Genomic DNA, 13473 nt, shown 5'->3' on the forward strand with positions numbered 1-13473 from the left:
ATATATGGGCATCCATGTGGGATGCCCATATAATTTTGAATATAAAAAATAGTAACCAATGGTAAAGCAATAATTATTCTGCTGCGTTAAGTTCCTCAAGGATGCTGCTTACTGTATCACCCCATTTACTCTGATACTCTGCAACAGCATCTGCTGCTGTCTTTTTGCCTGCAACAACTTCGTTAACAAGTGTTGTCTTATCTGTAGCAAGATCTGCCTCGATTTCTGTAAGAGCCTCTGATGATGGAGCTGCAGGAGCGTCTACACAGTTCTCTGTAAAGAATGTATTTCCTTTCTCTACAAGAGGATCGGTATCAGCATATCCGTTTGTAAGAGGTGCAATAACAAGAACCGGATCAAGATGGTTCTTCTTCCATAAAGTGTTAGGGTCATTCGGTGACGGCTTAAGGTGGAACTCACCATCAGCATACTCATAGTCAGTCTTCTTCTCAGGATCATCCGGATTTGTTGTGAAAGACTCAGCCTCTGTTGACCAGTGAACACCTTCTGCACCATAAGTCCAAAGTGTCTGTACGGTATCTCCATCAAGCATGGTCTCGAGAAGTGCATCAAATATAGCTTGCTCACGTGAATTATCACCATCGCCATCATCTGTAATTACCCAAACAGGTGCTTCACGGTTAAGGTAGCCACCCCAGGTATCTTTAATTTCCTGGATAGGAGTAAGCTGCACAAGTTTATCATCTCCAAGGTCAGTATCTACATCATTCTTATCAAGATTATCTGTAAGTGTTCTGAGCCATGTTCCTGCCCAATATGTGAACACACCTTCTGAAGTACTCTGATCATTTGAGAACCACTTTTCACGAGCTGTCTTTGTTGATGCTTCCTCTGTATCTGTATCAATTACGCCATCAGCATAACCCTGTGCAAGTCTCTCAAGCGCATCAATAGTAGCCTGTTCCTGGAATCCATCGACCCACTGGCCATCCTTTTCGTAGATAGCAGGATAAGCTCCCTGCCAGAACTCAGGTAAATAATTGATATAAGGTGCTTCGTCAAGCTTTGCAAAGCCTGCGGCAATGACACCTGTTCTGCCATCCTTTGTAAATGCCTTTAGCATATTGTAATAATCATCAAATGTCTTAATGCTGTCAGCTGTTATTCCTGCTTCATCAAGCCATGACTGCTTAACATATGTCACACAACCATTGCCGTATGTAGGAGCAAATCCATACTGCTCACCGTTTTCAAGCTTAAGATTCTCATTTACAAGCGGCAATGTAATCCTTGACTGGAATTCAGCATTGTCATATGCATCTGCAAGGTTCCAAAGAATTCCTGTAGTCTGATACTGCTTAAGCATTGTAGCGGACATTATCATAGCATCAGGATACTGTCCATCACCGGGCTCACCTGTTGTAAGAAGCTGAGCAACATTATCCTTATATCCGGAATGCTCAGGCTGGTTGATGTGAAGCTTGATATCATGTCCAAGTTTCTCTGATACAGCCTTCTCCCACTGCTCTACAAATGCATCCTGTCCATTGTCAACATTTGCAGTAAGTGTTCCGTCTACTGTTATGTACAGATCTGTAAGTTCATAATCTGATGCTGTCTCATTAGATTCTGCAGTTTCTTCAGATGTAGTCTCACCAGACTCATCACTTTTTGCTGAATCCGCAGCCTCTGTTGATTCTGCAGCATCACTTGTTGCTGTTTCTGCCCCCTGATTTGAGCTTCCACAAGCTGCCAGTGACACCACCATAGATGTCGAAAGCAGAATTGAAAGTAACTTTTTTTTCATTTTTGTCCTCCTATACCCTTGTCCTTCTTGAATCAGGTTTGTTTATCACCTGTTGCTATAACGTATTATATAAAAGCATTGTTGCAAAAAAAATTCATAACTTGTTTATAATATTGCAATTATTGCTGTTTATGAGTTTTTTTGCAATTGTTGCTCTTTTGATATAGAATATCGGATATGAAAAAGAATTTAACCAGCCAATATGACGACAGACAGTATATGGAATCGCTTGATTTCGAACTATATTATTATCACGACACTAAGCCAACGGTCCGAACCGGTCTTCATAGGCATAAATATTATGAATTTTATTTTTTCCTGGAGGGACATGCAGAAGCTCAGGTACAACAAGAGCACTATATGCTGAGCTACGGAGATATTCTGATTGTGCCTCCTTCTGTTACACATGGAATTTTCGTCCATGATTTTGACATACCCTACAGGCGTTTTGATTTATGGATCAGCAAATCAGCTTTTTCCGAAATGAAGCATCTGGGACAGGAATATGCATATGCCGTAAATATGGCGCTGACAGAATCAAGACATGTCATTCACACTGACAGAATTACTTTTAATTCTATCCTTTCAAAACTTTTTTACATAATTGAGGAAAATAAGAGTGCCCGTTTTGGAAGAGAATGTCAGTTAAAGCTCAGCGTTTGTGAACTTATACTTACTGTTAACAGACTTGCGTATGAACAATTTAACAACAAAAAAATAACTCAGGATGTTCTGTATCAGAATATATGCGAATATATCGAGAGAAATATAGACGAGGACTTATCTTTGGACAGCATTGCCAATCATTTCTTTTTGAGTAAGTTCTATATTTCACATGTTTTTAAAGACAACATTGGCATCTCACTACATAAATATGTTGCAAAAAAAAGGCTTCAGCTATGTCACGATGCAATTTTAAGCGGTGAATCAATGTCTGAAGCATGCAATAATTATGGCTTTGAGGATTATTCAAATTTTTATCGCGCATTTAAAAAGGAATATGGTATATCACCAAGGGAGTTGGCTAAAACCGCAAAATTAAATACATCGGAAGCTCAAAAAAACAAAGAGGGCGGGTATAAGTAATGAACCCAGGGGACGGAGTCATCGGTCTATTTTTTGGTAATGGACCGGTGACTCCGTCCCCTGGGGCCATTTTGGGTTGGTATCAGATTTTATGCTTACTTCAAATCTATTCACTGAGTCCACTCCCTTATATTCCTTTTAATGTCAGAGATGACATCCTTTGCAGGGCGGCTCTCATTGGTTTTTGCCTGTGAAAACCCTTTTTCCATCCTCAAGCCATAAAAACTATCCAGTTCAAAATATTTATTATCATCGTCAATATACACATCTGAAAACCACTTCGAAGTCTCAAGCGCTTCCCCTGTTAAAAGCATATCGTCTTTTTCTATCTTCCATACAGGTATGCTAACCACAGTATCTTTATATAGCTCTCGTATTTCCTTGATATTATCGCTCTTTGCTGTCTCAAGCTGATCATTACTCATAACAGCAACCTTAATATATTCAACGCCACCCTCTCTTGTCATAGGATGAGAGGTCTTCTGCTTTATCTCATCCTTTATAAAGTCATAAGAAACAGATTTCTGTGGCTCATAATCGCTTGTGTTAACGCTTCCAGCCAGCTCGCTGAGCATCTGCTCATCATAGTAACTTACAAGCCTTTTATCATCATATACTTTGTTTATAAGCTCAGGTATGTCAGAAGGTATCTGTATATTTTGATAATCTGCCAAAATTTCTGCTGTTACATCAAGTATTGGGATATTGTCTCCCTTTTTGTAGTTCTGTCCTGCATAGATACGGTTACCGTTGTCTGTAGTCATAAGTATCAGTTCGGGACAGATACCGGATTCTCTTATTGTACCTGTGTCCTCATGTCTTGCAATACGTCCCATACTCTGTATTACAGCATCAACAGGCGCTATCTGTCTGTACATGAAATCAAAGTCAAGATCCATGGACATCTCTATGATAGGAGTCGCAATAACAATAGCCCGCTTTGGTCTGTTTTTACGGTCCTTTCCAAAAAGACGAACAAGTTCACGAATCTTATTTTCCTTAGCTGAAACGGGAAACTGCGCGTGCAACAGATATATTTCTATATTCAGTTTCTGTGTCTTAATAATATTCTGAAGTTTCTGGCAGGATTTTATTGCATTGTCCACACTGTTTACAATAAATGCAAGGCATCCACCGTCTTTTATTTTGCCTACAGAATCGTTATAAAAACTTTCTAGCTCTCCTTTTTTTACCGTTGTCTTTATATCTTTTTTCCTGTCTGAAGAGCAACCTTTATACTGATATAGGGTGTCGTTTTCTGCCACACTGATCTTGGGGTAATCCAGAGTATGATCCCGTTCACATAATCCGTAGCATGACAGGAGCTTTGCTCTTGCCCTGTCAGATAAAGTAGCAGAAAGCATAATTACAGGTACGCCAGCAGCCTTTAAGTATTTGAGCATCATCCTAATAACGGACATCATATATGCATCATAAGAATGCACTTCGTCGATCACGACCACCTTGCTTCCAAGTGCTGCCATTTTTATCTCAGCATAATATGACAGAGTAGCCGCTGACATTATCTGATCAACAGTTCCGACACAGTATCTGTCTATGAGTTTATATCTCTGCATGATCATGTCTTGGTATGACAGATCATCATTGAGTTCAGACAGCCATGCGGTTCCTGTTGCAAGCCTTACGGTACTATCTTCTCCAATATTTTTCAGCATCTTAGAGAGTCTGGGAAACATTGCCTCAGATGTAAGACCTGTCGGAAGAGCAAAATATATGCCCTGCATATTTCTTTCTTTTATGGCAGATACGGCGGCATACAAAGCTGCTTCAGTCTTCCCCTCTCCCATCGGAGCTTCTATGAGTATACAATCGAAGGACCGGTGTTCCAGTACAGCTTGCATTATAGTGAGCTGCATCTTACGAGGTGAGTCGATTCCAAAAAGCTCTTTATACGAATAAGGTTTATTAAATGATCTATATGACAAATTGGTTTGTTTGACAAAATCTGCAACAATTTCAAGGCATCTTTCCCTATATTCTTTTGTGGCCTGAAAATTTATCATGTCAATGTCCATAAATCTCTTTCCGGATGCTATCCAGTCACATGTCATGATGATTCCGAGGATATTGTCAAATACCCATACAGGGATGTTGGTAAATATCTTGTCCATGACGTATATATCCGGAGTAAACTCCTGCTTTATGCGATCACAGAACGGTGTCATGAGTTCAGTATTCCATTCAGAAGAGAGTTTATCTATACTGTTTGTTACGTCTGCGTACAAACAACCTTTTTTATAGCCCTGATGATGTGCCCAGACTACCATACCTATAAGTTTTCTTTTTTTTCTGTCTATTCCATCCTGTTGTAAAAGGCGGTAAATTATCTCATAGCTTCCATACTCATGACGATAGCCTTCGTAACCTGTAATATCAGAACCATATAAATGTTCCATATCTTCTTTTACAGATTTGTCGTTCTGAAAAAGCTTAGCCTGAAAGAAGGGATGCAATTTTCCTACATCATGCATGGCGCAGATATAAGAAAGGACACAAATAAGTTCTGTAACAGACACCCCTGTAACATATGCAAGTTGCTTTGCTAAGACATTATATGCTGTTTTTGCCAAAAGATATTCACATACATACCCTGTATCCAGACAATGAGAAAGTAGAGTCTTTTTAGGTTTCCCTAATACTTTCTCATATAACTGTGCATTTTTATGAAAAAATCTTGAAAGAAGTTGAATATCTTCTATATCTGAAATCTCTCTTGTGGGGCACCCATAACTTTCGAGTTTTATTTGTCCTTCATGCCTGTATGCTATGACCATATCAGTGCCAGGATCATCATGAATGATAGCTTCTATCAGCATATCCCGAGTTCTTTTGGATATTGTACCAACAAAGACGCCGGGGCGAATTTCCAACATAAAGCGTGTTAGATACCCACGAGTCTGTGATTTAGTGTGTTCTAACGAGATAACTGTCATAGATCCTTGCTGTCCTTTCTAGCAAAATAACATCACAGATGCAAATAATGGATTTGTAATGAAAAAATGAATAAAATCATTCACCCACGCAGGGGTGAAACCGCTTATGTGGGCAACGCCCTGATGTCCTGTGAGAATCATTCACCCACGCAGGGGTGAAACTTAAGCTCTTTGAGCTTACCTGTAAATGTACCAGAATCATTCACCCATGCAGGGGTGAAACACTAAGTATTTATGGGAGATTTAGCCCTTATAATAATGATATAAATGTCATATGTAACGAAATGTTACAGAAAATAATTGTTAATACGTTAATGAATATTTTGTTTAACTGTAATTCACACCCATTTCAGAAATTCCGCATTCATCCCACAAGCCTGCCATATTTTCATTACTTTTTGGAAATAAGTATTCTAAATCATTTCCAATCTGTGATAATGATTTTTTTCAACTTCATTGAGTCTATCTATATTCATCACCCACAAAGACAAATCATGCCACATCCATAAGCTTTGTAACTTCCTATACCTTGACCATATCCTATAACAAAGCTTTCTTTATTTGTTATACTCATAACGCCTTCATATTCCCAAGTGCTGACGCAGGTAGGTCCACCATTTGCATTATTGGGCTTTGAAGAAATCTTAAAATTTTCTTTTCCCTTTTCTCTAATGACCAGAACCTTCATACCGCGTTTATCAAACTGTGCTTTTGTCCAATCAATACGTCTGCTCTCATCAGAAATATAATGCTTTTTACCATGTTCTGATACCCTTGGAACAGCTTTAATGCGGAAACGGATCTGCTCTCCCTCATGCACATTCTCAAGTCTGTCATCCATATCATATTGTGATACCATCTCAAAGATGCCATCACACATGGGTTTGATATCCGACTGGACCAGAAGATATTCCTGATCAAGTCTATATAGAACTTTAAAATCCTGTCTTGCAGAATTAAACAGATGCTGGACTTGTCTGTGCATCTCTGCTGCATCTGTAAGTGCTCTGCAAACGGCGGGCATATCTATATTGTATTTGTATACAGTGATAAACATATTTTTGTTTCCTTTCAAAATAAAAACCAGAAAAATCATTCACCTACGCAGGGGTGAAACGTCCACATCCTGATACTCATCCACCAGCACATAGAATCATTCACCCGCGTAGGGGTGAAACGAACATACCAAAGTCTGGCCGGGTAAGTATGAAGAATCATTCACCCGCGTAGGGGTGAAACCGTGTTTCGCAAGCCTCGCGATCAACAGTCTTGGAATCATTCACCCGCGTAGGGGTGAAACATACTTCTGCACTTTCCTTTGCATTCTGATTGAGAATCATTCACCCGCGTAGGGGTGAAACCCTATTTTGTACTTATCGTTAATTATTATGATGGAATCATTCACCCGCGTAGGGGTGAAACACTACTCCAGACGGTAAAAAACATTATGAATCAGAATCATTCACCTGCGTAGGGGTGAAACCGTAATCTCAATTTTTGTGAGCGGAGTTCCGTTGGAATCATTCACCCGCGTAGGGGTGAAACACTAAGTATTTATGCGATTTCTGAGAATCAAATATCGTGCGTTATCGTAAATTGTTACAAATATTACATTACCAATGGTGCTGATGGTATGCAGCATGCTCTGCCGAGACTGTAAGGATATATAGGATGCAGAAGGTGATATCTGATGTCCTTAATATAATCGTCATCGCCTTTAAGTATCACGGTATAGTTTTCTCCTACCAGATACTCTTTTCGTATCTGAGGCATGCCAGTAGACATCTTTCCACCGCCTGCACACTGAAAGTACATGTCATCTGTAAGCGGATGTACCGTCTGATCATCTATAATGATTTCCGGAGCATGGTCGATGTCGGGGATATGAATCTGAACATGGTTCCACAAGGCCTCCCTTTTCATGTCATCTTCTTCGTATGTGCCTTTTCTTGCAATCCCCATCGCACACTCTACGATGCCTTGTATAGCTGTATCTGTAGGCTGCCTGTTTGTACGTCTTGTAGCAGTCCAGGGGTTTTCGCCCCCATAGGACTGCATAAGACCTTTGAGCTGTAGTTTAAGTTCCATATTACTCTCCTATCATGGATGTAACGCAGTTGAGGGCATCATTTAATGATGCTGACTCACAATTGGAAGGGATTTCCTTGTAAACATCAGATAACCAGAACATCTTTTGATACTCATTTACTGCAAAAGTGCCTCCGGTGAGGTCTTCGGCGAATTTTACAAGTCTTTGAACACCAATGTCACCGACACTATTTGACTCTGTTGCTTTTACAACCTTTTCAAAGTCTGTATCTGCAGTCATAGGATACACTCTGGTACCTGCTGTGATAAGCACTGCAAGAGGCCTGGGGGTTGTGGCACTTGATGTCTGCTTTGCAGAAGGTGCAATAAGAAGGTAATCAGTAATGTATCTTCTAACAATTTCTTTTGACTCATCAATTGCCTTGTCGATAGCGGCCTGGTCAGCAGCATCAATATTTCTTAGCTTGTTCTCCAAAAGTGTGCGTGTACTGATACTTGTGTATCCATACATGACGTTTGCAGCGATATCATTAGCATCAAAGAATGCACTTCCTGTATCTGATACATCATTATTTAACCATTTCATGAAGTCAGGCTCTTTTACATAGGACTTTAAATCATCAACAGCGGTAAAGGTATCATTATCACCATACCAGCGGTCAATAGAGTACATATGTGAAATATGACGTGCAGCTTCGATTGTATCAAGCAATACATCAGTAGACATTCTGCCCATAAGAGCTGTTGTATTGTCTATAGATCTTTTCTTTGAATCATCTTCAATTTTCTTAAGCAGAGCTGCAGCTTTCGTTTTATTTGAGAAGAACTTTGCATCATCTGATGAATTTACAATGGCTTCTGTAATGACGGTTACATCGTAATCGGAAAAAGCCAGTATCTGTCCGGTTCCTTTTCCTTTATCGCCAAGGAAAGCAAGAACTGCCTTGATATAAGCCTCATCTTTTCCCATAGCTTCAAGCTTCTGTGCTACCTTCTGGGGAAGATATCTTGAGTGAACAGCATTATCTGTATATTCAGCTACTCTGATAGGACGTGACTGGGCTGCTGAGGATATTCTTACACGGGATGTACCCCCTGCTTTTATAGTCTTTACTCTTCCGTTGCTATCCCTGTTAAGAAGAGAAGGACCTATAGGTACAAGTTTATGTACCTCAATAAGGGGAAGTTTCTTCGCGTCCTCAAACTTTGTCATTAATTTATTAATATCTGTTCTGTTCATTTATTTTTCCTCCTGGCTATCCGTATCATTATTTATAATCTTGTTATGCTTTATCTTTATGATGGCATCAAGCCATCTGTCACGTCCACCATACTCCCATTTAATAAGGTCTCTTGTGAGTGTGAATACATTTGCTTTCTTTTTCTTTAAAACAATTTCCAGAAGCCAGTCAAGATCTCTGAAAAAGACTTCATTATCACGGCTATCTGATGCCATGAAAGCTTCTATTCTGCGCATTGAGGATTTACTCTTTCCTTTGTCGTACTCGGCTGCCAGAAGATCCTGCACGAGACAGCCATCTGTCCCAAGGTCATCTTGCTCACAGGCAATCTGAACTCCAAAAAGTATGCAATCCACAAGATATTTATCAGCAGGAATGTTTTCAGGAAAAAGACCGTAGAACAGTATCCTGTCATCAGGCTTTAACTCGTCTGCCCTAAGTCCTGCCGTTCTTTTTAGCTTAATTTTTTCACTTCTTCCAAGCCCTGCTATACGTCCAAGGACTTTGTTTGCCAGCTCCGTATAAGGATCAGCCTTTCTCTGGTCTTCCATATATATCCTCCTTTAATTTGCTCAGGTTGCCTCTTAAGCTCCTTTCAAATTTTCTTTTTATGATCACGTCTCCACGGATTCCGGGAATGTCATTAAAAATCATAAGGCAGAGGTTGTCGATTTTCTTTATGTATGTCTCCATGTCAACATCTTCGTCCTTTATGTATTCAGCAAAAAAGATGTTACCGGCATCTCTGTAAAATACTTCACGCACATCAAGATATTCTCTTGGAGCTGTTTCTTTGGCGGTACCGAATGCTTCTTTAGCATAGCTTATGCTCTTGGATAAAAGATAGAATCCTGATGTTTCTATATACTGTATGAATTTGTCTATCTCTGCCTGTTTATCTTTATCAAATAAAAGAGCAGAAGGAATATTATTTGCAGAACTATGTATGTTTCTAAACGGCTTATCTTTACCTTTGTAAAGACCGAAAAAAGATACTGTGAGTTTCTTAGGGATTGTATGCTCTTCATACATGATTTCTGTGATGTTTCTGGTATTTAATAGGTCTCCGGATGCCCTGCTCTGCTGAAGTATGCCCATATTGAACCAGAATTCTCTGTCCGTATCTGATTTTTCAGCATAATCAGTTTTTTTAGTTTGGTTATATCTTCGTATTGTTCCGGGGTGGGACAACTGAATCCTAAGTTTTATACTATTTAGTTCATTTTCTCCGATAGAAAAAATAGGATGCTGGTTATCAGTCTCAATGAAGACGTTGGTAAAGATATCATCCCTATAACTGTCTTCATCCAGAAGAACTTTCATGATGGGATAAAACTCATAGTTCATAACAGAAAATCTATCATACACTTCTCCATATTCATCCCTTCTCCAACATGGGATATCGTTGTCTGCTACAGGATCCATACCCAGGATAACAGTTGTAAAAAGATTATCTGCTTCATATAAGGTAAAGAGAGGCGTCGCGCCGCTGCTTCCCATTATCGGAGCCTTGGAACCGCGGCCTGTCTTTACGTGGCACATCATGTTGAACACCAGGTTGTAGACTGTGTGTTCCAGATTCCAATTCCTTTCATCCTTAAGATGATGTATAGGGTTATAGAATAAGTCGTTATTTCCCTGTCTTATAAGAGGACTCATGTTTTTTATATCGGTCTTTGCTTTTTTGATATCTGTGAATTCAGATGAAGCAGTCTGCATGAATGGATGCTCTTTATCAAACAAATCGAACCTTGACTTATATTTTTCAAAGTATTTATCTATTTCATTTTCATCAAAAGCCCCATCTTCAAATATATCGTAGATTTCTTCAGAATCTGCCGGACGGAATATATCTGTGGCAAGCTGTGTGAGAAATCTGTACATAGCGTACATTTCTGATTTTACAGGATAGTTATATTCAAGATTTTTGATTAGATGTGCCTGTTTTAGAATGTCTGTCAGACTACAGATTGCTTTATGTCCATCAGTAAAGCGTGCATTTAAGAACTTCTGGTTTATCAGATTTAAACTCATGAAAATTCTCCTTTGTGTTATTATGTGTAAAAATATCACAAAACCCGGTATAGAATTTTTTAGTGCAAAACAGCACTTTAATACAAAGATACAATTATCCTTAAATTCTAAAACAATTATATCATTCAACTTATCCACATCCAATCAAGCTTAAAGAGAATCTTTTTATATCAACATTATCTTTACCTTTCATTATGTGAATTTGATTTCAACACTCCGCTACTTAAAATAAAAGGACTGATATCTTGACTATGGTAAATTGGTAAATTGGTCAATTGATCAGTCCTTTATTCTACATGGTTTTTATAAATATAGGTCCCGGATTTATTTACAGTTTTGAAAATCTCTTATACTGTAATCAACAGTAGTTTTTTCTACTTAAAATGGACCGATGACTCCGTCCCCTAGGGCTATTATATAAAGAAAACCCCTTAGGCATATTGCTAAGAGGTTTTCTGCTTGGGTGTTATTTTACTTTTACGCTTTTAATCTTGCTCCAATTTGAGTATATCTTTTCGCCGTTCTTTTTGGAGAAGGTACGAATTCTTACGTAATACTTTGTTTTGGATTTAAGCTTCTTAATGGTTGTTTTAGTAGTTTTTGCTTTCTTAATGGTAACAGTCTTTGTAACGTTTTTCTTGAAACCCTTGTCTGTACTGTACTGGATTTCATAGCCCTTTATACCCTTTGCGGTCTGTTTTTTCCAAGAAAGTGAGATTTTGTTTTTACTTGCTTTGGGCTTTGAAAGAGTTGTACTCTTCTGCTTAGGATTGAGCTGTTCAGCTTTTTCTTCATTAACAGATGCTGCTTCAGAAGATTTTGCTGGCTCAACTGTGGGATTTATTGTTGGCTCCGGATCCTTCTTATTCTCAGATTCATTTGCATTTCCAGAATCAGAATTACCCTGCTGCTCTCCTACAGTTACATTACAGCTTGCCTTGATATTGGCATTAGTTTTCATGGTAGCTGTAATTGTTGCAGTACCCTCATTTACAGGTGTTACTTTTCCGGTTTCGTCAACTGTTGCTACACCGGGATTAGTTGATTCCCAATCAAACCTGTTGAGATTGAGCCTAGGAGCTATTGTAAGTGTCTGTGCTGAATCACGTTTTTTGAAGTTCAGTTTTGACTTGTTGAATGCGATTGAATTAACTTTACTAACAGTAACAACATCAAGGATCCATGGTTCATTGTCTGTAATTAGCGTAAGATCATATTCACCAGTTTCTTGTATTATTGTTCCGCCAACATATGCGTAAGTATTTTCATGATAACTTTGATCTACTATTGGTGAATCCATTTTTAGATTTCCATCTAATATCAAATTTACATCACAAGTAGGTCCAACATAACCAAAAATAATTGCGTTTCTTCCTTCACTTTGGGGTTCTCCAAAGTTTAAGGTTACTGTATTTTGCATTTCATCCTTTGTGGCATAGTGCAAATAGTCTTTTTCACCCTCTTTGGTAAGATTAAGGTCTGTGTCTATATAATAATTTCCATTAAATGATGGGGCCTTTCTCCATTCGTAGATAATGCCACCTGAATTATTGTGGGTTTCAAAATACAAACCAGCCTTATCTTCGAATCTCACAAAATGGTATTGGTAGTAAGAAAAAGCTGCCTGAACCGGCATAGAAGGCATGACGCCCAATGCTATAAATATAGCAAGTCCAAGCGCCAAAAGCCCTTTCATCCTGCTACGTATCTTTTTTAGATTAACTTTTTTCTCCATTTTCTCCCTCCAAAACTTCAACAATTCAAATAAATTATATATATAGTATATACCAATAATCATCTAATGATATTAGAAATATTTATAATGATGAAATAGGAGAATGATGATAAAATATTATCCTATTTTACATTTGTGTTGTTGCAAAAAATGAATACTTGGAGACAGGTATATAAGATTGAAAAATACATAGTAATTATATATCTTTTTGTAAGCGACTGAAGTAACGTCCTTATAATGGTGTAAATTGAATATTGTATTATAAAAGCCACTGGCTCTTATCTTTAGGTATAATAGAATCACCACAACCCTAAATAATACCGGAGGTAGAACACAATGGCTCAACTCAATATTACTTTAAATCAGGATGAAATTCTACAATTATTGTCATCAGACCATGATGAGGCATTTCGTAAGCTTTTAACTGACAGCCTTAATGCTGTCCTGGTTGCTGAATCAACTGAGCAGCTTGGTGCTGAACGTTACGAGCGCAGCGATGAACGCATGGATAGCCGGAATGGTTCCCGCGAACGCAAACTCAATACGCGTATAGGTACAATCACCCTGTCTGTGCCCAGGCATCGCAATCAGCCTTTCAAAACACTT

10 protein-coding genes and 1 CRISPR repeat array are annotated in these 13473 nt (G+C 38.6%); of the genes, 2 read left to right on the forward strand and 8 right to left on the reverse strand.

Going from position 1 to position 13473, the window contains the following annotated elements; genetic code table 11:
* Positions 1-73: 73 nt before the first annotated feature.
* Positions 74-1768 (reverse strand): hypothetical protein, encoded by a 1695-nt coding sequence (locus G603_RS0115000; protein WP_026670729.1) that lies wholly within the window; start codon positions 1766-1768, stop codon positions 74-76.
* 177 nt (positions 1769-1945) lie between these two features.
* Here G603_RS0115000 and G603_RS20640 point away from each other — a divergent pair, with 177 nt between their 5' ends.
* A complete protein-coding gene (locus G603_RS20640; RefSeq protein ID WP_081669952.1) occupies positions 1946-2854 on the forward strand; it encodes a helix-turn-helix domain-containing protein in 909 nt (302 codons plus the stop codon).
* A gap of 110 nt (positions 2855-2964) precedes the next feature.
* Here the strand turns inward: G603_RS20640 and G603_RS0115010 are convergent, their stop codons facing one another.
* The 7 genes from G603_RS0115010 to G603_RS0115040 form a co-directional block, all read right to left on the reverse strand.
* Positions 2965-5808, reverse strand: coding sequence for a CRISPR-associated helicase/endonuclease Cas3 (locus G603_RS0115010; protein ID WP_081669953.1), 2844 nt, complete (start codon positions 5806-5808; stop codon positions 2965-2967).
* A 475-nt stretch (positions 5809-6283) separates the two neighbouring features.
* On the reverse strand, positions 6284-6865 hold the full coding sequence (cas6e, locus tag G603_RS22105) for a type I-E CRISPR-associated protein Cas6/Cse3/CasE (protein WP_026670731.1): 582 nt from the start codon (positions 6863-6865) through the stop codon (positions 6284-6286).
* A 32-nt stretch (positions 6866-6897) separates the two neighbouring features.
* Positions 6898-7353: a CRISPR direct-repeat array (repeat unit 28 nt; unit sequence GAATCATTCACCCGCGTAGGGGTGAAAC).
* Between the two features lie 63 nt (positions 7354-7416).
* Positions 7417-7896, reverse strand: a complete 480-nt coding sequence (cas5, locus tag G603_RS0115020) for a CRISPR-associated protein Cas5 (RefSeq protein WP_026670732.1) — start codon at positions 7894-7896, stop codon at positions 7417-7419.
* Between the two features lies 1 nt (position 7897).
* Positions 7898-9097 carry a type I-E CRISPR-associated protein Cas7/Cse4/CasC gene (locus G603_RS0115025; RefSeq protein ID WP_026670733.1) on the reverse strand — a complete coding sequence of 400 codons (1200 nt, stop codon included), beginning with the start codon at positions 9095-9097 and terminating at the stop codon, positions 7898-7900.
* Positions 9098-9649, reverse strand: coding sequence for a hypothetical protein (locus G603_RS0115030; RefSeq protein ID WP_026670734.1), 552 nt, complete (start codon positions 9647-9649; stop codon positions 9098-9100).
* On the reverse strand, positions 9627-11132 hold the full coding sequence (locus G603_RS0115035) for a type I-E CRISPR-associated protein Cse1/CasA (protein ID WP_026670735.1): 1506 nt from the start codon (positions 11130-11132) through the stop codon (positions 9627-9629). The genes G603_RS0115030 and G603_RS0115035 overlap by 23 nt, the downstream gene beginning before the upstream one ends.
* Positions 11133-11598: 466 nt before the next feature.
* Positions 11599-12867 carry an Ig-like domain-containing protein gene (locus G603_RS0115040; RefSeq protein WP_026670736.1) on the reverse strand — a complete coding sequence of 423 codons (1269 nt, stop codon included), beginning with the start codon at positions 12865-12867 and terminating at the stop codon, positions 11599-11601.
* Between the two features lie 336 nt (positions 12868-13203).
* On the opposite strand from G603_RS0115040, the gene G603_RS20645 reads away from it, so the two are divergent.
* Positions 13204-13473 (forward strand): transposase (locus tag G603_RS20645; protein WP_035793523.1); only part of this gene is annotated, 270 nt, incomplete at its 3' end.

The sequence above is a fragment of the Butyrivibrio sp. AE3006 genome (assembly GCF_000424165.1).
GTDB lineage: Bacteria > Bacillota > Clostridia > Lachnospirales > Lachnospiraceae > Butyrivibrio.

What these genes read in the sequence shown, in the direction of transcription:
- G603_RS0115000 (WP_026670729.1), bottom strand. Translation starts at nt 1,768, where the DNA reads ATGAAAAAAAAGTTACTTTCAATTCTGCTTTCGACATCTATGGTGGTG.
- G603_RS20640 (WP_081669952.1), top strand. Translation starts at nt 1,946, where the DNA reads ATGAAAAAGAATTTAACCAGCCAATATGACGACAGACAGTATATGGAA.
- G603_RS0115010 (WP_081669953.1), bottom strand. Translation starts at nt 5,808, where the DNA reads ATGACAGTTATCTCGTTAGAACACACTAAATCACAGACTCGTGGGTAT.
- cas6e (WP_026670731.1), bottom strand. Translation starts at nt 6,865, where the DNA reads ATGTTTATCACTGTATACAAATACAATATAGATATGCCCGCCGTTTGC.
- cas5 (WP_026670732.1), bottom strand. Translation starts at nt 7,896, where the DNA reads ATGGAACTTAAACTACAGCTCAAAGGTCTTATGCAGTCCTATGGGGGC.
- G603_RS0115025 (WP_026670733.1), bottom strand. Translation starts at nt 9,097, where the DNA reads ATGAACAGAACAGATATTAATAAATTAATGACAAAGTTTGAGGACGCG.
- G603_RS0115030 (WP_026670734.1), bottom strand. Translation starts at nt 9,649, where the DNA reads ATGGAAGACCAGAGAAAGGCTGATCCTTATACGGAGCTGGCAAACAAA.
- G603_RS0115035 (WP_026670735.1), bottom strand. Translation starts at nt 11,132, where the DNA reads ATGAGTTTAAATCTGATAAACCAGAAGTTCTTAAATGCACGCTTTACT.
- G603_RS0115040 (WP_026670736.1), bottom strand. Translation starts at nt 12,867, where the DNA reads ATGGAGAAAAAAGTTAATCTAAAAAAGATACGTAGCAGGATGAAAGGG.